Consider the following 19,800-nt stretch of genomic DNA (forward strand, 5'->3'; position numbering starts at 1 on the left):
TGGGTTCAGGCGACGGCGGTGTAACCGGAGCCGCTGAGGGCCCGGTCGACGGCCCCGTAAAAGCGAAAAGCACCATGATCACACTGAGCAGCGCTATTACTGCGATCCACCACCTGTGCCGCCCGTTGGGACCAGGCAGAACCCTTCTTCGCAATACGAGCATTCGGATGTCCTCCTCGCCTGCTCATGGCGAAAGAACCGGTCCACAACGTGACTTAGAGGGCAGCCCGTGTTCCAGAGCGGATAACTCTCCATGCCGCTTGATACAACCGGCGCGCTGAGCCGATCTGGACAGCCAGATAGCGCTCGGTGACGCCCAACTCGACTGCCAACGCCTCCAAAGCCCTCTTTCTGTCGCTTCCTCGTAGGCCGGGGCGAACGATACATTCGGCAGTTCTGCGGAGTACCGGTGTGGGCAGGCACCGTGCTGCCTGCTGGCAAAGGTCTCCGATGTTCCGGACGGCCATAGGCTCAACTTCGAGTGCGTTCTGAACAGTTTTCGCCGTCTGGCGCACCACTGTCACCGCGTGCCAGCGCCGACGGTCCTGCGGTGATGGCGGACCGTATTGCCGCGGCCCGGTGAGACTATCGGCGGCAAGGTCCCAAACTCCTGTCGGCACGCTGACCCGGGTCAGTTCAATGATCGTTCGTGCCCACTGCTGGTCAATTATCATTTCGGCACTTCGACCTTCGCTCCGGTCCATGCCCAGCACCGCTGAAGAAACAAACGAGGTCGGCCCGTCGGCATTCCCTGCTTCGACGATCAGCGGGAGCGTCCGGTGGTTCAGCTCCCGACGTACGTGCGCGGCGCATACATTCGCGCACACACCTTGCACCCACGCCTCGAACGGAACACCGGAGAGCTGGCGATAACGCCCCCGAGCCACGCCATTCCATACCGCGATCCGGACGTCCTGCATGACGTCGTCCACGTCGCTAACCCGACCGATCCGCCGCAGACGCGAGACCACATACGGTTGAACCCCGTCGACGGCAATCATGATTCGATCTACCGGGACTGCAGCTGCTGCGGGCCCGGGAGCACCCTGCAGCGAGATATCAATATTCGCCATGATTGGCTGATCTGGTGGTTCTTGACTTGCTCTGGCTTCGACTCGCATGGTCTTCACCGCTTCAACTCAACGATTCCGATAAATTTCAGCGTCGCCACGAGCAACGCCCGAAGAGTGGCGGCACCAACTGGGGCCGACCACTGCCGTGAGAAAGCTATGCAACCTATTGTCAAGAATACTTTAATTATCGTCAAGACTGCCGGTCTTACTTTTTCTGGATCGTTCGGCCAGAATGGATCCATGCCTAGGATCACGCAGCCTCACGACGACGCTTGGTCGAGCGACGTCGAGGCCGCTGTTGCGACGTTTGGCAACAGGTCACGGAATGAGATCCTCCGCTACCTTTCGTCGCACGGTCCGGCGACCCGCGGTGACATTGTGGCAGCAGTGAGCGCCGGTGAGCCGAGCGTGGCCAAACACCTGCTTGCACTTGAGGAGGCCGGCGCCATCGCGGTGGACCTCGAGGCCGGCCGACGGCACGGGCGGTCACCGCGCTATTCGGCCAATCCCACGCGGATCAAGGAGTTGCTGGCGGCCCATCTTGAATATCTTCTGGAGAACTAGCTGCACCCCTGTCCGCTCCGGGATGGCGATCAATGTCCACGTTGAGGTATTCAGTGATGGCTTTCAAGGTTTCCGGGGAGACATCCCCCAACGTCCGCGCGGCGAAGGTTTTCACTCTGGCAGCACGGAGGGCCTTGACGAACTCGAGTTGCGAATCGATTCGCTGGGGTAGATCGGCGTTGTCGCCGGCCAGATACGAGGGATCAACCTTGAAGATTTTGCACAGCTCTGCCAAGAGCACCGGATCGCTAACCAGGCGCCCAGTACCCTCCTTCATATAGAACCAGCGCGCGCGGGACAGCTTGATTCCCCTCCTGTCGAGCTCGACTTGGACCTCACGGAAGGTCACGGGCCTGCCACGTTCGGCAGCCACGACGTCAAGCAACAGATTGAGACGACGAGCCAGCTGGGCCTGAGGGGACAACTGGTCCCCGCGGTCTGTCTCCTCCATTCTCACTGTCCCCCTCCCAATGTCATTCGGGCCGGAAGCCTGGGCAGGCGCCACAACTCCCTTTCGCCCAGTATCGCGGGAGTAGTCCGGCGCGGCAATCAGCTGCCTCATCCGAGAGCTTACGGAAAGCATTAAGACAAGCTCGGCCACATCGCTGACTTCGCCGATCTGCGGTTGGTTTTCTATCGGCCCATGCCCGATCCTCTCGAGACTTCACTCACGCGCTGCGGTCTTCCAACACCACATCATCCGGAGTACCCTTCGACTGTAGACCCGTCTACACGACCCTCGTTCCCCGTTCCGAGTTGTGAGCTCCCATGTCGAGCATCTTGATGAATCAAACGCGAAGCCGAATCATCCGCTTCCTGCTCAGGAACGGGCCCTCCACTTGTGGCCAAATCAGCCGTGGACTATCTGCCTCGCCCTCGGCCACCCGCAGGCACCTCGGCCTGCTCCGCGATGCCGGACTGGTGCAGCACTCGTCAACTCGGTTCAGTGCGTCCGCCGAACAGGTTCGGCTTCATGCCGCGGCCCTGGAGGCCAGCTTCCACGTCATGCCGCACTGATTCCCGGGTGCCATGAACGGGGGTAGGACGCGCGCGGACCGTCACCACAGCATCACGGAGGGATCGGACAGGGCCATGAAACTAGAGTTTTTCGAACCAGCCGAGGCCGCCAGCATTCTGAAGTGTTCCGAGGCGTGGCTCAGAGAGGGGGCCGCCAAGCGTGAGTTCCCACACGCTGTCTGGGGCAAGGGGAAGATCATCTTCACCTCTGCACACCTCACGGAGATTGCAGCGTTACGGGAAGTCCGGACCGGTGGCCCTACGGCGCGGTCCGTCCGGATGATCGGGACACGAGCGCAGGGGCGCAGCATCTCTTCTTAAAATAGCCATCCGCCGATGCGCTACCCCCGCCACACAACGGCGGAACGCTCGACGGCGTCGGCGGCATCCTGGAGCGCCTGCGGCATCAGGTGCCCGTACACCTGCTCCGTTGTTCGCGTGGATGCGTGCCCCAGGCGGCGGGAGACAGTGAAGAGCGGTACGCCGTCCTGGATCAGCCAGGACGCATGGGTGTGGCGCAGGTCGTGAATCCGGGGTGACTTCTTGAGGCCACGGGCCTGGGCCTCGGCTACTGCGGGAATCCAGTAGTGGTGCCAGTACAGCTTGTGGATGACACGCTCGCCCTTGGGCGTAGTGAACAGGAGATCCGACCCTGGACGGCTGGCCACCTGCGGGATTAGGACTTCCACCAGATGAGGATTCAGCGAAACGGTTCTCTTCCCGGCGCCGGTCTTGGTGGCACCGATGTAGTACTCGGACTCGGACCCGCGCTTCCAGGCTTTATTGATCCGCATGGTTGCCGGCCGGGACATCAAATCAACATCCGCAACAGTCACCGCCGTGGCTTCACCAAAACGGGTTCCGGTCATGACCAGGAATTCCGTGAAGGCTTTGTATCGCTCCCCCATGCACTCCAGGATCAGACCGAACTCCGCATGGGTGAGGAACCTGGCCTCGTCCTCAGCCTTTTCGCCTGACGGCAACTGCACGCCCCGACACGGATTGTCCTTCCGGTACCCAAGACGAACCGCAGTTTCCATTGCGGAGAAGATCAGCCCGTGGTTGTTCTTGATGGTCTTAGCCGAGCGTCCTTTGGTCTGCATCGTCTTGATCCAGTAGGTCAAATGCCGGTAATCGAGCTTGTCCACTGGGATATGCCCGATCACGTCCGCGATGTGCAGGTTCAGCATGGACTGATACGTGTCGATCGTGCCAACGGAAGGCCGGACCAGAAGGGCAATATGCTCTTGGACCACGGCCGCTACGGTAGGTGCCTTTGTCTGGCTGGTCACCATTGCATGCTGGGCAATTTCGAAAGACTGGTTATTGGCGTCGAGCAGCCGCTTCAGAGTGATCGCTTCGGATTCCGTGGGTAGCGTGATGCCCTGTTCCGTGCGGCGGACCGGATCCCGCCAGCACACCATGAAGGACGTCGAACCGTCCTTCTTGGTGCGTTTCCGGATGCTGGCCATGGAAAAATGCTACGCCGCTGTCCACACTTTCGGGGCTTTTGTCCACACTAGATGCAAGAAATGCCCCTGACCTGCGGGAATATCGTGCCCGAAGTGGGACTCGAACCCACACACCTTTCGATACTGCATTTTGAGTGCAGCGCGTCTGCCAATTCCGCCATTCGGGCCTCTACCACGCCCGGCAGACCCCCATTCGAGGGAGTCACATATTCATCGGTGCGCGAAACAACTCTACATGCCGATAGGCTGGATCGGAGAACCGGTTGGGACGCCTCCGACCGGTCGGTACGAAGTAGTAGCCAAGGAGCAACCGTGTCTGAATCAAAGGAATCGCCCGCCTCACGTCCCGCCCGACGGGTCGTCGTCGCAGAGGATGAGACATTGATCCGGCTCGACATCGTGGAGATCCTGCAGGGCGAAGGCTACGAGGTGGTGGCAGAGGCCGACAACGGCGAGAAGGCCGTGGCGCTCGCCAAGGAACACAAGCCGGATCTGGTGCTCATGGACGTCAAGATGCCGGTCATGGACGGCATCACCGCCGCGGAGCAGATCGCCAAGGCGCGCATAGCCCCCGTCGTGCTGCTGACCGCGTTCAGCCAGAAGGAGCTCGTTGAGCGGGCCCGTGAGGCCGGCGCCATGGCCTACGTGGTCAAGCCGTTCACCCCGGCGGACCTCATGCCGGCCATCGAGATCGCCGTGTCCCGCTATGAGGAGATCCGCGCGCTCGAGAACGAGGTGTCGGACCTGCAGGAGCAGTTCGCCACCCGCAAGCTGGTGGAGCGCGCGAAGAGCCTGCTCACCACGAAGATGGGCCTGACCGAACCCGAGGCCTTCCGTTGGATCCAGAAGACCTCGATGGACCGCCGCCTGAGCATGCGCGAGGTCGCCGAAACGATTATCAACCAGGTCAACTGATCCGGCCCGGATCTGCCGGCCCTCCAGAGACGCAGAACGACCTGCGACGCAGAAGGACCCCGCCCACCGGGCGGGGTCCTTCCGTGTTTACCGGGTCAGGCGGCTTTATTTCTTGCCCTTGACCGGCCAGGGGCCGACCTTCTCCTTGCTGGGCGAGGTGTGATCGTCGGGGCGCTGCCCGGCGTCGGTGATGTCGCCGACACGGTGCACCTTGATCGAGTTCGTCGACCCCGCCTGTCCGGGAGGAGACCCGGCAGCGATGACCACCAGGTCGTCGACCTCGACGAGACCGGATTCAAAGAGGGTCCGGTCAACCTGCGCGGTCATCTCGTCGGTGTGGGCGACGAACTCGACGAGCAGCGGCTGGATGCCCCAGATGAGCGACATGGTATTCAGCGTCGACTGGACCGGCGTGAAGGCGATCATCGGCTTCTTCGGGCGGAGCCGGGAGAGCCGGCGCGCGGAGTCGCCGGACTGCGTGAAGGTGCAGATGTACTTGGCGTCCAACTGGTCGGCGATCTCGACGGCAGCACGCGTGATGGCGCCGCCGCGGGTCCTGGGCTTGCTGCCCAGGGCGGGAACGCGCTCGAGGCCGTGCTGCTCGGTGGACTCGATGATGTCGTTCATGATCTTCACGGTTTCCATCGGGTACTTGCCCACGCTCGTCTCACCCGAGAGCATGACGGCGTCCGCGCCGTCGAGCACCGCGTTGGCGCAGTCGGAGGCCTCCGCGCGGGTGGGGCGGGGGTTGTCGATCATCGACTCGAGCACCTGCGTGGCGACGATAACCGGCTTGGCCCAGCGGCGGGCCAGTTCGATGGCGCGCTTCTGGACGATCGGCACCTCCTGCAGCGGCAGTTCGACGCCCAGGTCTCCGCGTGCCACCATGATGGCGTCGAAGGCGTCGATGATCTCCTCGAGGGCCTCGACGGCCTGCGGCTTCTCGATCTTCGCGATGACCGGAACGCGGCGCCCTTCCTCGTCCATGATTTCGTGGACCCGGTTGACGTCGGAGGCGTTGCGGACGAAGGACAGGGCGACCATGTCGACCCCGGTCTGGATGGCCCAGCGCAGGTCGTCCTCGTCCTTTTCGCTCAGCGCCGGCACGTTCACGGCGACGCCGGGCAGGTTGATGCCCTTGTTGTTCGAGACCATGCCGCCGACGACAACCTCGGTGACGACCTTGACGTCGTCAACGGCGGTGGCCCGCAGCGAGACCTTCCCGTCGTCGATGAGCAGCAGGTCCCCGACGTTGACGTCCTGCGGGAGGCCCTTGAACGTGGTGGAGGAAATTTCCCGGGTGCCCAGGATGTCCTCGGTGGTGATGGTGAACACATCTCCGCGCGACAGCGCGTGCGGGCCGTCCGAGAACCGCCCGAGGCGGATCTTGGGGCCCTGGAGGTCGGCGAAAATACCGACCGGCTTGCCGAGCTCGGCCGAGGCCTTCCGGACGTTTTCGTAGGTCTTGGCGTGGACTTCGTAGTCCCCGTGGCTCATGTTCATCCGGGCCACGTCCACCCCGGCCTCAAGCACAGCGAGAGTGTTCTCATAGCTGGCAATAGCCGGACCGAATGTTGCAACAATTTTCGCGCGTCTCATAAAACCTAGCCTAGTCGTGATTTGGGGGGTCGAATGTCAGGGGCGCTCTCAAATGAGCGCGATGGAGCGGTCGGTGGGGGCCACCGGCGCCGGGAGGCGCGTCGAGCCCATGAGCCACTGATCGACGGCGGCGGCGCAGGCGCGCCCCTCGGCGATGGCCCACACGATCAGCGACTGCCCGCGGCTGGCGTCGCCCGCCGCGAAGACGCCGGGGGTGTTCGTCATGTAGTACCCGTCCCGTGCGACGTTGCCGCGCTCGTCGAACGCCGCGTCGACCTGCTCGGTAAGTCCCGCCGGTTCGGGGCCGGTGAACCCGAGGGAGAGGAAGACGAGGTCCGCCGGGATTTCCCGTTCGGTGCCGGCCTTCGCCCGGCGGCGCCCGTCGACGACTTCGGTCTCGGCGACCCGCAGGGCCGTCAGCTTCCCGTTCTCGCCCAGGAATTCCACCGTCGAGGCGAGGTAGGTGCGCTCCCCGCCCTCCTCGTGGGCGCTGGCCACCTCGAAGAGGTTCGGGAAGGTCGGCCAGGGCTGGTCCGGCCGCCGCTCGGAGGGCGGCTGCTGCCCGATGGCGAGGGTGGTGACGGAGGCCGCCTTCTGGCGGTGGGCGGTGCCCAGGCAGTCGGCACCGGTGTCCCCGCCGCCGAGGATGACGACGTGCCTGCCCTCGGCGGAGATCTGGTTGTCGACGGTTTCCCCGGCCACTACCCGGTTGGCCTGCACCAGGTAGTCCATGGCGAAGTGCACCCCCTGGAGCTCCCGGCCCGGGATGGGCAGGTCGCGGGGCACGGTGGCCCCGGTGGCGACGACGACGGCGTCGTACCGGCGCCGCAGCTGGTCCCAGCTGATGTCCCGGCCCACGTCGACGCCGGTGCGGAACCGGGTGCCCTCGGCCCGCATCTGGTCGAGGCGACGCTCGAGGTGGATCTTCTCCATCTTGAAGTCGGGGATGCCGTAGCGCAGCAGCCCGCCGACGCGGTCGTCGCGCTCGTAGACGGCCACGGTGTGCCCGGCGCGGGTGAGCTGCTGGGCTGCGGCGAGGCCGGCGGGGCCGGAGCCGACGACGGCGATGGTGCGCCCGGTCAGGCGCTCGGGCGGGTGCGGCTCCACCATGCCTTCGGCAAAGGCGAGGTCGGCGATCGACACCTCGACCTGTTTGATGGTGACGGCTGGCTGGTTGATGCCCAGCACGCACGAGGCCTCGCACGGGGCAGGGCAGAGCCGGCCGGTGAACTCGGGGAAGTTGTTGGTGGCGTGGAGGCGCTCGACGGCCTCCCGGCCCTTGTCCCGGTAGACCAGGTCGTTCCACTCCGGGATCAGGTTCCCGAGCGGGCAGCCCTGGTGGCAGAACGGGATGCCGCAGTCCATGCAGCGCCCGGCCTGGCTCTTGAGCACCCCCTTCTCCTGCGCCTCGTAGACCTCCTTCCAGTCCATGATGCGCACCGGAACGGGGCGGCGGGGCTGGGTCTCGCGGTCGCGTACCTTCAGAAATCCACGTGGGTCAGCCACCGGTTACCTCCAGGATCTTGGTCCATACTTCTTCGCCGTCGGGGTCGAGCCCCTGCTGGACGGCGCTTGCCCTGGCATCGAGGACGGCGGCGTAGTCGCGGGGCAGCACCTTAGTGAGACGCCCGACGGTGTCGTCGAAGCGCTCCAGCAGGCTCGCCGCGAGGGCGGACTCGGTCTCCTCGGAGTGCTGGATCAGCAGCCGGCGCACGATCTCGATGTCCTCGGCGTCAAGGGGAACGAGCAGCAGTTCCCCGCTGTCGAGGCTCTGCTTGTTCATCCGGGTCCGGTCGAGGTCGAGGACGAAGGCCGTGCCGCCGGACATGCCGGCACCGAAGTTGCGGCCGGTGCGGCCCAGGATGAGGGCCTGGCCGCCGGTCATGTATTCGCAGCCGTGGTCTCCGATGCCTTCGGCCACCGCCGTTGCCCCGGAGTTGCGCACGAGGAACCGCTCCCCCACCTGTCCGCGGAGGAACATCTCGCCGCTGGTGGCGCCGTAGCCGATCACATTGCCGGCGATCACATTGCGGTCGGCGTGGAAGAGGTTGGCCCGGTCCGGGCGGACGATGATCCGGCCGCCGGAGAGGCCCTTACCGACGTAGTCGTTGGAGTCCCCCAGCAGCCGCAGGGTGATCCCGGCGGGCAGAAAGGCGCCCAGGGACTGCCCGGCCTGCCCGGTGAGGGTCACGTCGATGGTGTCGGTGGCCAGGGTGTCGAGGCCGAACCGCCGCGTCACCTCGTGCCCGAGCATGGTGCCCACCGAGCGGTCGGTGTTGACGACGTCCACGGAGATGCGCACCGGTGAGCGGTTGGCCAGAGCCTCGGCGCTCATGCTGATCAGCCGATTGTCGAAGTGCTTGTCCAGCTCGTGGTTCTGGGTGGTGAGGTTCCGCCGCGGGGTGTCCGGGCCGGTTTCGCCGCCGCGCAGAATCGGCTCGAGGTCGAGCCCGTCGGCCTTCCAGTGGTCGAGCGCCTGCTTTAGATCGAGGACCTCGGTACGGCCGATGGCCTCCTCGAGGGTACGGAAGCCGAGCTCGGCGAGGATTTCGCGGACCTCCTCGGCGATGAACTCGAAGAAGTTCACCACGAACTCCGGCTTGCCGGTGAAGCGGCTGCGCAGCTCGGGGTTCTGCGTCGCGACGCCCACCGGGCAGGTGTCGAGGTGGCACACGCGCATCATGACGCAGCCCGAGACGACCAGCGGCGCGGTGGCGAAGCCGAACTCCTCGCCTCCCAGCAGGGCGGCGATGACGACGTCGCGCCCGGTCTTCAGCTGACCGTCCACCTGCACGACGACCCGGTCGCGCAGCCCGTTGAGCATCAGGGTCTGCTGGGTTTCCGCAAGCCCGAGCTCCCACGGCATTCCGGCGTGCTTCAGGGAGTTCAGCGGGCTGGCGCCGGTGCCGCCGTCGTGGCCGGAGACCAGCACGACGTCGGCCTTGGCCTTGGTGACGCCGGCGGCCACCGTGCCGATGCCGACCTCGGAGACGAGCTTCACGTGCACCCTGGCCGAGGGGTTCGAGCGCTTCAGGTCGTAGATCAGCTGCGCGAGGTCCTCGATGGAGTAGATGTCGTGGTGCGGCGGCGGCGAGATCAGTCCGACGCCCGGCGTCGAGTGCCGGGTCCGGGCGATCCACGGGTAGACCTTCTGGCTCATCAGCTGTCCGCCCTCGCCGGGCTTGGCTCCCTGGGCCATCTTGATCTGGATGTCGTCGGCGTTGGTCAGGTAGAGGCTGGTGACGCCGAACCGGCCGGAGGCCACCTGCTTGATGGCGGAGCGGCGCTCGGGGTCGAGCAGGCGGTCGGTGTCCTCCCCGCCCTCGCCGGTGTTCGACTTCGCCCCGAGCCGGTTCATGGCGATGGCCAGGGTCTCGTGGGCCTCCTTGGAGATGGAGCCGTAGCTCATGGCGCCGGTGGAGAAGCGCTTCACGATGCTCGAGACGGGCTCGACCTCCTCGAGCGGCACCGGCGGGCGTTCCCCGCCGCGCAGCTTCAGCAGCCCGCGCAGGGTCATCAGCTCACGTGACTGGTCATCGACGCCGCGGGTGTAGGTCTTGAAGATGTCGTACCGGCGTTCACGGGTGGCGTGCTGGAGCCGGAACACCGTCTCCGGGTTGAACAGGTGCGGCGGGCCCTCCCGGCGCCATTGGTACTCCCCGCCGTTGTCGAGGCCGCGGTGCGGGTCCTCGATGCCGTCCTCCGGATAGGCCGCGGCGTGGCGTGCTGCGACCTCCGCGGCGATCACGTCGAGTTCGACGCCGCCGAGCTGGGTCTGCGTGCCGTGGAAGTATTCGTCGACGAGCTCCTGCGCGAGTCCGAGCGCCTCGAAGGTCTGCGCGCCGCAGTAGGAGCTCACTGTGGAGATGCCCATCTTCGACATGATCTTCAGGACGCCCTTGCCCAGGCCCTTGATGAGGTTCGCGACGGCCGCCTCGGCGGTGACGCCGGTGATGTCGCCGTTGCGGACCAGTTCCTCGCAGCTTTCCATGGCGAGGTAGGGGTTCACAGCGGAGGCGCCGTAGCCGATGAGGACCGCGACGTGGTGGACCTCGCGCACGTCGCCCGCCTCGACCACCAGGGAGGTCTTGGTGCGGTTGGCGCTGCGCAGCAGGTGGTGGTGGACGGCGCTGGTGAGCAGCAGCGACGGGATGGGCGCCCACTGGGCGTTGGAGTCGCGGTCCGAGAGGACGACGAACTGCACGCCGCGGTTCAGGGCGCTCGAGACCTGCTCGCAGATCTCGGCCAGCCGTGCCCGCAGCGAAGCCTCTCCCCCGTCGTGCCGGTAGAGTCCGCGCACCCGGACGGTGAGGCGGTCCCCGTCGTCGGATTCGAGGTTGGCGATCTTGGCGAGCTCGTCGTTGTTGATCACCGGGAATTTCAGGGCCACCTGCTTTGAGCGGACCTGCCCGGTGGAGAGCAGGTTGCCGTCGGGGCCGATGGACAGGCCCATGGAGGTGACAAGTTCCTCGCGGATGGAGTCGAGCGGCGGGTTGGTCACCTGCGCAAAGGACTGCATGAAATAGTCGAACAGCAGCCGGGGCCGCTTGGAGAGCACCGCCACGGGCGTGTCGGAGCCCATGGCGCCCAGCGGTTCGGCGCCGGTCCTCGCCATCGGCCCGAGCAGGATCCTCAGTTCCTCCTGGGTGTAGCCGAAGGTGCGCTGGCGGCGGTTGATCGAGGCTTTGGTGTGCACGACGTGCTCGCGCTCGGGCAGGTCCTCGAGGGACATCAGGTTCTCGCGCACCCAGTCGGCCCATGGGTTTGCGGCGGCGACCTCGGCCTTGATCTCCTCGTCTTCGATCAGGCGGCCGATCTCGGTGTCCACCAGGAACATCTTGCCCGGGGAGACCCTCCCCTTGCGGACCACGCGCCCGGGGGCGATGTCGACGACGCCCACCTCGGAGGCCAGGACCACGAGGCCGTCCTCGGTGACCCAGTACCGCGCCGGGCGCAGCCCGTTGCGGTCAAGGACGGCCCCGACGAGCCGGCCGTCGGTGAAGGATACGGCGGCCGGTCCGTCCCAGGGCTCCATGAGCATTGAGTGGTACTGGTAGAAGGCCCGGCGGGCGGGGTCCATGGTGGCGTGGTTTTCCCACGCCTCGGGGATCATCATCATGATTGAGTGGGTGATCGGCCGGCCGGAGAGGGTCAGCAGTTCGGCAACCTCGTCGAAGGAGGCCGAATCGGACGCGCCGGGGGTGCAGATCGGGAAGAGCTCCTCGGGCGAGTCCCCCAGCAGCGGGTTCGCGAGCTGCGACTGCCGCGCCCGCATCCAGTTGCGGTTGCCCTTGACGGTGTTGATCTCCCCGTTGTGCGCGATGGTGCGGAACGGCTGGGCCAGCGGCCAGGAGGGGAAGGTATTGGTGGAGAACCGGGAGTGGACGATGCCGAGCCGGGTCTTGAACCGGGAATCCGACAGGTCGGGGTAGAACGGCTCAAGCTGGGCGGTGGTGAGCATGCCCTTATAGACCATCGTCTTGGAGGAGAGCGAGGGGAAGTAGACCCCGTACTTGTTCTGGGCCCGCTTGCGCACCCGGAACGCCATGGCGTCGAGGTTGGTGCCTGCACCGTCGACGGGGGCGAGGAACACCTGCTCGAAGTGGGGCATGCACGCCCGGGCCATGGCGCCGACGAGGTCGGCGACGATGGGCACGACCCGCCAGCCGAGCACCGCCAGCCCTTCGGACGCGGCGATTGACTCGATGCCGGCGCGCGCCGTTTCCTGCTCCTTGTCCTCGGCCGGGAGGAACGCCGTCCCGACGACGTAGGAGCCGGCCGGCGGCAGGTCGAAGTCGACGACGGCGCGGAAGAACTCGTCCGGGACCTGGGTGAGCAGCCCGGCTCCGTCTCCGGTGCCCTCGTCGGCGCCCACGGCGCCGCGGTGTTCGAGGTTGCGCAGCGCGGTCAGGGCGGCGTCGACGATGTCGTGGCCGGGCACGCCGCGCAGGGTGGCGATGACCGCCAGCCCGCAGGCGTCCTTCTCGTTCTCCGGGTTGTACAGCCCCGAGGCCGGCGGAAGCGCGGCGAAACGCTCGAAGGGCGATGGAACGGTGCCGGTCTGCCCGTCGGACGGAGCGGAGCCGGTGGCCTCCCCCGGAACGGGAGCGGTGTTCGGGTGTTCAGCGGTCATTCGAAGAGTCCTTCCCCCAGAATGGAGCGTCGGGAGGGGACGGCCTTGGCCCCAGGGCGCCCACGGGAGCCGGCGGGCGCCGGTAGTTCTTGTTGATCGAGTGTTCCGGGCAGGCGGTGGCGCGGGCGGAGACAGGTGTCGCCGTGCCGCGCTGGCAAGCCGTAGGTAGCGGCGCCGGAGGGGTGGCCCGGCCGGTACCCGGTGAGCCACGTCGGTGTGGTCCGGAAGCGTCCTTTAGGGGCGGTGGCCCGGGGACTGGATTCGGGAGGCCGAGTCCCGTGGCTCCGCCTTCGCGGGGTCCTGCGACTCGAGGGTCACTGAGGAGCCATGTGTTTCCGAAAGATTACCACGGTCATTTTCCGGCGTCGCCGAACCGTCCGCCCCGTGGACATCCGCGTCGTCCGCGGCGCCGGAGGTGCCCTCCGCGTCGGTGGCCTTCGCATCGATGGCGGCGTTCGCTCCCGCCGTCCCGTCGCCAACGGCGTCGGCGGCCGGCTCCCGGCCGGGCAGGTACACCGAGGGGGTGCCGGCCCCGCGCAGGCGGCGGCTGAGGTAGACGAGGATGGCCACGGAGACGAGGAACACCACGATGGAGACCCAGACGTTGAGCCGTGCGGTGATCCCGAACAGGGAGATCATCTCGGCGTCGTCGATCCGCAGCGCCTCGATCCAGACCCGTCCGAGCGTGTAGTACGCGGCGTACAGCCAGAACATCCGCCCGCCGCGCAGCCCGAAGCGGCGGTCGGCCAGCAGCAGCAGCGCCAACCCGGCGAGGTTCCACAGGGACTCGTAGAGGAAGGTGGGGTGGAACAGGGTGCCGGGCTCGGCGGAGGCGGGGAACGACGCGTTGTCGGCGTCGATCTCAAGTCCCCACGGCAGGTCGGTCGGCGCGCCGTACAGCTCCTGGTTGAACCAGTTGCCCCAGCGGCCGATGGCCTGGGCGAGCAGCACCCCGGGGGCGGCGGCGTCGGCGAAGGCCGACAGGCGGATCCCCGCCCGGCGGCAGCCGATCCACGCCCCGACGGCGCCGAGGGCCACGGCGCCCCAGATGCCGAGGCCGCCCAGCCAGATCTGGGGAATGAGCGAGAGGTCCCCGTCGGGGCCGAAGTAGGCGTCGGGCGAGGAAAACACGTGGTAAAGCCGGCCGCCGATGATCCCGAAGGGCACGGCCCAGACGGCGACGTCCCAGACGGCCTCGGGCCGGCCGCCGTAGCGGGCGAAACGCTTCTGCGTCAGCCACAGGGCCAGGATGATGCCCAGCAGGATGCACAGGGCGTAAAGGTGGATGGTCAGCGGGCCGAGGCTGAAGCTCGCCCACTCCGCCGGCGGGCTGGGGATCGACGCCGGGACCGGCAGGGGAAGGGCAGAGGCGGCGTTCATGAGGGGTTCTTTCCGGTTCCGGTGCTGAGGTCCTTGCACAGGGCGGCCACGGCGGGCACCCCGCCGTCGCGCAGTGCTGCCACCAGCGCGGTGCCGACGATGACGCCGTCGGCGTAGCGTGCGATCTCCGCGACCTGCGCGGCACTCGAGACGCCCAGGCCGACGCAGACGCGCTCGGCGCCGGCGGCGTGGGCGTCATCGACGACGGCGCGGGCGGCGGCGCCCACGGAGGTGCGCGCGCCGGTGATGCCCATGACCGAGACGCCGTAGACGAAGCCGCGGCTGGCCTCCACGGTGCTGCGCATCCGGGCGGGCGAGGTCGAGGGCGCCACGAGGAACACGCGGTCCAGGCCGAACTCGTCGGAGACGGCCATCCATTCGGCGGCCTCGTCGGGGATCAGGTCCGGGGTGATCAGTCCGGCCCCGCCGGCCTCGGCCAGGCGGGAGGCGAACTCGCGCACGCCCATGCGCATCACTGGGTTCCAGTAGGTCATGACGAGGACCGGGACATCGGTGGCGCTGGTGATGCCGCGGACGACGTCGAAGATCTGGGGCACGGTGAACCCCGCGGCGAGGGCCTGGACGGTGGCGTCCTGGATGACGCGGCCGTCCATGACCGGGTCGGAGTAGGGGATGCCGATCTCGATCAGGTCGACGCCGTTGGCCGCCATGGCCAGGGCTGCCTCAACGGTGGTGGGCACGTCGGGGAACCCGGCGGGCAGGTAGCCGATCAGGGCCGCGCGCCCCTCGGTGCGCGCCTTCTCGACCGCCGCTGCGGCCTTGGAGGACAGGGTCTTCACAGCTGCTCCCCTTCCTGGGCGATTTCCTGCTCGGCGCTGTCGTCGGGCAGCAGGTCGAAGTACTCCGCCGCCGTCGCGACGTCCTTGTCGCCGCGCCCCGAGAGGTTGACGATGATGACCTTGTCGCCCGCCTGTTCGCCGGGGGCGAGGTCCGCGGCCAGGCGCTGGCCGACCTTCAGCGCCCCGGCCAGGGCGTGAGCGGTTTCGATGGCGGGGATGATTCCCTCGGTGCGGCACAGCAGCTGGAACGCGTCCATGGCCTCGCGGTCGGTGACCGGCTCGTAGGAGGCCCGGCCGATGTCGGCGAGGTAGGCGTGCTCGGGGCCCACACCGGGGTAGTCGAGGCCGGCGGAGATGGAGTGGGACTCCATCGTCTGGCCGTACTCGTCCTGCATGAGGTAGGAGCGGGCGCCGTGGAGCACCCCGGGCCGGCCGAGGGTGATGGTGGCGGCGTGGCGGCCGGTGTCGACGCCGTCGCCGCCGGCCTCGAAGCCGTAGAGGCGCACGGAGGGGTCGTCGAGGAAGCCGTGGAAGATGCCGATGGCGTTTGACCCCCCGCCGACGCAGGCGCAGACGGCGTCGGGAAGCTTGCCGGTCTGCTTCAGGATCTGCGCGCGGGCCTCCTCGCCGATCACCTCGTGGAAGTAGCGGACCATCGCCGGGAACGGGTGGGCACCGGCGGCGGTGCCGAGCAGGTAGTGCGTGGTGTCGACATTGGCCACCCAGTCACGCAGGGCGTCGTTGATGGCGTCCTTGAGCGTCTGGGAGCCGTTGGTCACGGGGATGACCTCCGCGCCGAGCAGCTGCATGCGGGCCACGTTCAGGGCCTGCCGCCGGGTGTCCTCGGCACCCATGTAGACGACGCATTCGAGTCCGAGGAGGGCGGCCGCGGTGGCGCTGGCGACCCCGTGCTGGCCGGCGCCGGTCTCGGCGATGACGCGGGTCTTGCCCATGCGCTTGGCCAGCAGGGCCTGCCCGAGCACGTTGTTGATCTTGTGGGACCCGGTGTGGTTCAGGTCCTCGCGCTTGAGGAAGACCCGGACGCCGCCGGCGTGGGCGGCGAAGCTCTTCGCCTCGGTCAGCAGCGACGGCCGGCCGGCGTAGGTGGCGTTGAGTTCGGCGACCTGGGCGGTGAACTCTGGGTCGGCCTTGGCCGCCTCGAAGGTCTCCTGCAGCTCGTCGAGGGCGGCGATGAGCGACTCCGGCATCCAGCGTCCGCCGTAGTCCCCGAAGTAGGGTCCGGGCGCGTGGCGCAGGCTCTCCGGACGGCCCTCGTGGCTCAGGAAGGCCGCTGCGGCGTCGCCGTCGATCTGCGCGGCCGGCTCGGATGCCCGGCCGCCGGTGTGCTGGTGTGTCATGAGCTTTCCTGTTCTGGATCCATCGGGGCCGGCTGCTGCCGGCCGGATTCGCTTCCGGGGGCCCCGGCGGGGGCTCCCGTGCCCGCCTCAGAGCGGCGGGCGCCTCATCGCTGCTGCAGTCCGGGGAGATCGCGCACCGGCACCGCGCGGAACTGCGCCACCGCGGTCTCCGGGTCCTCCCCGCGGACGAGGGCCTCGCCCACGAGGACCGCCCGGGCCCCCTGGGCGGCGAATTGCTCGACGTCGCCGATGCCGCGGACACCGGACTCCGCGACGGTCACGGCGTCCTGCGGGATCCGGCGGGCCAGGTCGGCGAAGACCGACCGGTCGATGTCGAGCGTCTTCAGGTTGCGCACGTTGACGCCGATGATCCGGGATCGCACGGCCGTGGCGCGTTCGACTTCGTCGGCGGTGTGAGTTTCCACGAGGGCGTTCATGCCCAGTTCGTGGGTCAGGCCGAGGAAGTGCTCGAGCTGCGCGTCGCTCAGGGCAGCGACGATGAGCAGGACCAGGTCCGCGCCGTGCGCGCGTGCCTCCCAGATCTGGTAGTCCTCGACGGTGAAGTCCTTGCGGAGCACGGGGATGCGCACACTCGCCCGGACCGCGTCGAGGTCGGCCAGGGAGCCGTGGAACCGGCGCTGTTCGGTCAGGACGCTCACCACTGCGGCGCCGCCGGCCTCATAGCGTGCGGCGAGGGCGGCCGGGTCGGCGATGGCGGCCAGCGCACCCTTGGAGGGGCTGCTGCGCTTGACCTCGGCGATCACCGAAAGGGTGCGTCCGTCGCCGCGCAGCGAGCCCAGGGCGTCGGCCGCCGGTGCCCGGTCGAGGGCACGGGCGCGCACCTGCGCCAAGGGCGCCTCCGCCGTCCGGGCGCTCAGGTCCTCGCGGACGCCGGAGATGATGTCGTCGAGAACGCTCACCTAGTGGCCGTTGTTCTTGAGCTTCGATCCGCCCACGCCGTAGCCGGCCTTGCGCATGACGAAGCCGACGAGCAGTCCGGCGAACATCACGACGATCCCGATCCAGAACAGCACGGTTCCGGTCTCGAAGTTCCCCTCGGTGCTGGCGAAAATGTAGGCGAACGAGGAGATGGCAGCGCCGAGGATCATGACCAGGACGCAGGTCCACGCCGCCGGGCTGTTGCCATGGCCGATCGTCTCATCACCCATCTGGGCATGGCTCTCAGGCGAGTTCCGGTTCGTGGCTGCGGTCGTGTTCTCTGCCATGGTGATTCTCCTTCTGGGTGTCTTCGTACATTCTGCCATTACTGGCGCCGGTCCACCGACCCGCCGCACCCCTGCACGTCCGGCCTCCGGGACCGGAGTCAGCGGGTCGGGTCCTCCCCGTGCGTGAGCCGGTCCCAGCTGTCGATGTCCGTAGCGTGGGACGACGCCGCCCGGGCCGCCGGAGCCGGCCCGGTGGTCCTCTCGTAGCGCCGGGCCCGCTCCCAGTGCCGGCCCGCCAGGGCCACCCAGACCGCTGCGGCGGCCAGGAGCAGCCCGCTGCCGGCGGCCAGCCAGGGCAGGGCGGTGGCGGCGGCCGTGGCGCCGGCGCCGCCGCTGATGCCGATGGCCTCACCGATGGCGGGGGCGGCGGCCGCGGCGGGGTCGAGCGCGATGCGGATGCTGGTCAGGAGGATGCCTCCGCCGGCGATGAGCAGGATCGCCGCCACGAACCACCGGGCCACCCGTCCGGCGATGGAGACGGCCAGGGCGGCGGCCAGGGCCACCAGCGCGAAGGCGCTCACCGGGGTGGCGGCCTCACTGCCGGGGACGGCGAGATCAGGGGTCTGCACCGCCTCCCTGGGCAGGCGCACCTCGAGCCAGGTCTGGGTGGTGGTGCCGAAGGCCAGCAGCGCCACCGCCACGATCACCAGCACCACCGTCCCGCGGCGCTGTCCCCGCGGGGGCCGGTCGGCGCTCATCGCCCGGCCGCCGGAGAGACGGGAACGGAACTGCCGGCCGGACGGAGGCCGGAGGCGGCCAGGGCGGCCCGGAGCGGGGCGGCGGCCTTGTTGACGGTTTCGAGGGCCTCGTCGGCCAGGACGGAGTCGGCGACGATGCCGCCGCCGGACTGCACGAACGCCCGGCCGTCACGCAGCAGGGCGGAGCGGATGGCGATGGCCAGGTCCATGTCGCCGGCGAAGTCGAGGTAGCCGACGACGCCGCCGTAGATGCCCCGCCGATGGGGTTCGAGCTCATCGATCAGGCGCAGGGCCCGCGGTTTGGGCGCCCCGGAGAGGGTTCCGGCGGGGAAGGTGGCCGCGAGGACGTCGTAGGCGCTCCGGCCCGGGGCGAGGCGCCCGACGACGGTGGAGACCAGGTGCATGATGTGGCTGAACCGTTCGATCTCCATGAACTGGGTGACGTCGACGCTGCCCGGCCGGCAGACCTTCGAGAGGTCGTTGCGGGCCAGGTCCACGAGCATGAGGTGTTCGGCCTTTTCCTTATCGTCGGCCCTCAGCTCCTCCGCCAGCGCCCGGTCCTCCTCCGGGCCGGCCCCGCGGGGGCGCGATCCGGCGATCGGGTGGGTGATGACCTCGTCCCCGGTGACCGTGACCAGGGCCTCGGGCGAAGACCCGACGATCGAGTACTCCCTGCCGTCGGCGTCCTCAAGGCTGAAGAGGTACATGTAGGGGCTCGGGTTGGTGGTGCGCAGGATCCGGTACACGTCGAGCGCCGAGGCGTCGCAGTCGAGTTCGAAGCGGCGCGAGATCACCACCTGGAAGACGTCGCCGTCGACGATCGCCTGCTTTCCGCGCTCGATGGCCGAAAGGTAAAGCGGTTCGTCCCAGCGTTCGCGGACCCGCTGCATCAGTTCCGCCGCGGGTGCGGCGTCGAGCACGGAGACCGGCTGGTCGGCGGGCTCGGCGAGGGCGGCGAGCATGCGCTCGATGCGCGCCACGGCGTCGTGCCAGGCCTCGTCCACCCGCTCGTCGGAGTCGTCGAAGTTGATGGCGTTGGCGACGAGGGTGAGGGAGCCTTCCGAGTTGTCGTGGATGGCCATGTCGGTGACGAGGCACATGGCCAGTTCGGGAAGGTTGAGGTCGTCCTCGGGCGGGCTGGTCAGTCGCTCCCAGTGCCGGACCGCTTCCCAGCCGACGAATCCAACGAGGCCGGAGGTGAAAGGGGGAAGCCCGGGGAAGCGTTCGGTGCGCAGCGCCTCGACGGTCAGCCGGACCGCCTCCACGGGGCTGCCCGAGGTGGGCACCCCGGCGGGAGGTTCGCCCAGCCAGTGGGCCTCGCCGCCGCGGGAGGTCAGGGTGGCCCGGGACTTGGAGCCGATGAACGAATACCGTGACCAGACTCCCCCGCCGGCGGCCGACTCCATCAGGAAGGTGCCCGGCCGGCCGTCGGCCAGCCTCCGGTACACCCCAATGGGCGTGTGCGCATCGGCCAGGACCTTCACTGAGACCGGAATGACCCGGCGGTCCGCGGCCAGGCGGCGGAACTCCTCGAGGGTGGGGCTGATCGTTCCGAGCTGCTGCAT

At 68.0% G+C, this 19,800-nt stretch carries 16 protein-coding genes and 1 tRNA gene; 3 read left to right on the forward strand and 14 right to left on the reverse strand.

Features of this window, described 5'->3' with window-relative positions; genetic code table 11:
* Nucleotides 1-215 precede the first annotated feature (215 nt).
* Nucleotides 216-1,073 carry an RNA polymerase sigma factor gene (locus GVV77_RS13325; protein ID WP_159619139.1) on the reverse strand — a complete coding sequence of 286 codons (858 nt, stop codon included), beginning with the start codon at nucleotides 1,071-1,073 and terminating at the stop codon, nucleotides 216-218.
* A gap of 240 nt (nucleotides 1,074-1,313) precedes the next feature.
* On the opposite strand from GVV77_RS13325, the gene GVV77_RS13330 reads away from it, so the two are divergent.
* Entirely contained in the window at nucleotides 1,314-1,637 is a 324-nt protein-coding gene (locus GVV77_RS13330) for an ArsR/SmtB family transcription factor (protein ID WP_159619141.1), read from the forward strand.
* Here the strand turns inward: GVV77_RS13330 and GVV77_RS13335 are convergent.
* Entirely contained in the window at nucleotides 1,591-2,088 is a 498-nt protein-coding gene (locus tag GVV77_RS13335; protein ID WP_201293237.1) for a hypothetical protein, read from the reverse strand. The genes GVV77_RS13330 and GVV77_RS13335 overlap by 47 nt on opposite strands.
* A 332-nt stretch (nucleotides 2,089-2,420) precedes the next feature.
* Here GVV77_RS13335 and GVV77_RS18615 point away from each other — a divergent pair, with 332 nt between their 5' ends.
* Nucleotides 2,421-2,654, forward strand: coding sequence for an ArsR family transcriptional regulator (locus tag GVV77_RS18615; protein WP_425483371.1), 234 nt, complete (start codon nucleotides 2,421-2,423; stop codon nucleotides 2,652-2,654).
* 341 nt (nucleotides 2,655-2,995) lie between these two features.
* Here the strand turns inward: GVV77_RS18615 and GVV77_RS13345 are convergent, their stop codons facing one another.
* Nucleotides 2,996-4,126, reverse strand: a complete 1,131-nt coding sequence (locus tag GVV77_RS13345) for a tyrosine-type recombinase/integrase (RefSeq protein WP_159619145.1) — start codon at nucleotides 4,124-4,126, stop codon at nucleotides 2,996-2,998.
* Nucleotides 4,127-4,211: 85 nt separating this feature from the next.
* Nucleotides 4,212-4,293 (reverse strand) — tRNA-Leu (locus GVV77_RS13350).
* A 145-nt stretch (nucleotides 4,294-4,438) separates the two neighbouring features.
* Between GVV77_RS13350 and GVV77_RS13355 the strand changes: the two genes are divergently transcribed.
* Complete coding sequence (locus tag GVV77_RS13355) at nucleotides 4,439-5,041, forward strand: ANTAR domain-containing response regulator (protein WP_159619147.1); 603 nt, start codon at nucleotides 4,439-4,441, stop codon at nucleotides 5,039-5,041.
* 105 nt (nucleotides 5,042-5,146) lie between these two features.
* Here the strand turns inward: GVV77_RS13355 and pyk are convergent, their stop codons facing one another.
* The 10 genes from pyk to GVV77_RS13405 all read right to left on the reverse strand — a co-directional run bounded on the left by pyk (nucleotide 5,147) and on the right by GVV77_RS13405 (nucleotide 19,800).
* Entirely contained in the window at nucleotides 5,147-6,640 is a 1,494-nt protein-coding gene (pyk, locus tag GVV77_RS13360) for a pyruvate kinase (RefSeq protein ID WP_159619149.1), read from the reverse strand.
* 48 nt (nucleotides 6,641-6,688) lie between these two features.
* Nucleotides 6,689-8,146 carry a glutamate synthase subunit beta gene (locus tag GVV77_RS13365; protein ID WP_159619151.1) on the reverse strand — a complete coding sequence of 486 codons (1,458 nt, stop codon included), beginning with the start codon at nucleotides 8,144-8,146 and terminating at the stop codon, nucleotides 6,689-6,691.
* Entirely contained in the window at nucleotides 8,139-12,773 is a 4,635-nt protein-coding gene (gene gltB / locus GVV77_RS13370; RefSeq protein ID WP_159619153.1) for a glutamate synthase large subunit, read from the reverse strand. The genes GVV77_RS13365 and gltB overlap by 8 nt, the downstream gene beginning before the upstream one ends.
* A 234-nt stretch (nucleotides 12,774-13,007) precedes the next feature.
* Nucleotides 13,008-14,153 (reverse strand): prolipoprotein diacylglyceryl transferase, encoded by a 1,146-nt coding sequence (gene lgt, locus GVV77_RS13375; protein WP_159619155.1) that lies wholly within the window; start codon nucleotides 14,151-14,153, stop codon nucleotides 13,008-13,010.
* Entirely contained in the window at nucleotides 14,150-14,953 is an 804-nt protein-coding gene (trpA, locus tag GVV77_RS13380) for a tryptophan synthase subunit alpha (protein ID WP_159619157.1), read from the reverse strand. The genes lgt and trpA overlap by 4 nt, the downstream gene beginning before the upstream one ends.
* On the reverse strand, nucleotides 14,950-16,311 hold the full coding sequence (trpB, locus tag GVV77_RS13385) for a tryptophan synthase subunit beta (protein WP_159619159.1): 1,362 nt from the start codon (nucleotides 16,309-16,311) through the stop codon (nucleotides 14,950-14,952). The genes trpA and trpB overlap by 4 nt, the downstream gene beginning before the upstream one ends.
* Before the next feature lie 104 nt (nucleotides 16,312-16,415).
* Nucleotides 16,416-17,231, reverse strand: coding sequence for an indole-3-glycerol phosphate synthase TrpC (trpC, locus tag GVV77_RS13390; RefSeq protein ID WP_159619161.1), 816 nt, complete (start codon nucleotides 17,229-17,231; stop codon nucleotides 16,416-16,418).
* Nucleotides 17,232-17,480, reverse strand: a complete 249-nt coding sequence (locus tag GVV77_RS13395) for an HGxxPAAW family protein (protein WP_246199824.1) — start codon at nucleotides 17,478-17,480, stop codon at nucleotides 17,232-17,234.
* A 155-nt stretch (nucleotides 17,481-17,635) separates the two neighbouring features.
* Complete coding sequence (locus GVV77_RS13400) at nucleotides 17,636-18,235, reverse strand: Trp biosynthesis-associated membrane protein (protein WP_159619165.1); 600 nt, start codon at nucleotides 18,233-18,235, stop codon at nucleotides 17,636-17,638.
* Nucleotides 18,232-19,800: an anthranilate synthase component I gene (locus GVV77_RS13405; protein WP_159619167.1), complete on the reverse strand. Its 1,569-nt coding sequence runs from the start codon at nucleotides 19,798-19,800 to the stop codon at nucleotides 18,232-18,234. Before GVV77_RS13405 ends, GVV77_RS13400 begins: the two co-directional genes overlap by 4 nt.

Origin of the sequence: Arthrobacter zhaoguopingii, from assembly GCF_009828605.1 — a bacterium.
Taxonomy (GTDB): Bacteria; Actinomycetota; Actinomycetes; order Actinomycetales; family Micrococcaceae; genus Arthrobacter_D; species Arthrobacter_D zhaoguopingii.

What these genes read in the sequence shown, in the direction of transcription:
- lgt (WP_159619155.1), bottom strand. Translation starts at nt 14,153, where the DNA reads ATGAACGCCGCCTCTGCCCTTCCCCTGCCGGTCCCGGCGTCGATCCCC.
- GVV77_RS13325 (WP_159619139.1), bottom strand. Translation starts at nt 1,073, where the DNA reads ATGGCGAATATTGATATCTCGCTGCAGGGTGCTCCCGGGCCCGCAGCA.
- GVV77_RS13400 (WP_159619165.1), bottom strand. Translation starts at nt 18,235, where the DNA reads ATGAGCGCCGACCGGCCCCCGCGGGGACAGCGCCGCGGGACGGTGGTG.
- GVV77_RS13405 (WP_159619167.1), bottom strand. Translation starts at nt 19,800, where the DNA reads ATGCAGCAGCTCGGAACGATCAGCCCCACCCTCGAGGAGTTCCGCCGC.
- gltB (WP_159619153.1), bottom strand. Translation starts at nt 12,773, where the DNA reads ATGACCGCTGAACACCCGAACACCGCTCCCGTTCCGGGGGAGGCCACC.
- GVV77_RS13395 (WP_246199824.1), bottom strand. Translation starts at nt 17,480, where the DNA reads ATGGGTGATGAGACGATCGGCCATGGCAACAGCCCGGCGGCGTGGACC.
- pyk (WP_159619149.1), bottom strand. Translation starts at nt 6,640, where the DNA reads ATGAGACGCGCGAAAATTGTTGCAACATTCGGTCCGGCTATTGCCAGC.
- trpB (WP_159619159.1), bottom strand. Translation starts at nt 16,311, where the DNA reads ATGACACACCAGCACACCGGCGGCCGGGCATCCGAGCCGGCCGCGCAG.
- GVV77_RS18615 (WP_425483371.1), top strand. Translation starts at nt 2,421, where the DNA reads ATGAATCAAACGCGAAGCCGAATCATCCGCTTCCTGCTCAGGAACGGG.
- GVV77_RS13335 (WP_201293237.1), bottom strand. Translation starts at nt 2,088, where the DNA reads ATGGAGGAGACAGACCGCGGGGACCAGTTGTCCCCTCAGGCCCAGCTG.
- GVV77_RS13330 (WP_159619141.1), top strand. Translation starts at nt 1,314, where the DNA reads ATGCCTAGGATCACGCAGCCTCACGACGACGCTTGGTCGAGCGACGTC.
- GVV77_RS13345 (WP_159619145.1), bottom strand. Translation starts at nt 4,126, where the DNA reads ATGGCCAGCATCCGGAAACGCACCAAGAAGGACGGTTCGACGTCCTTC.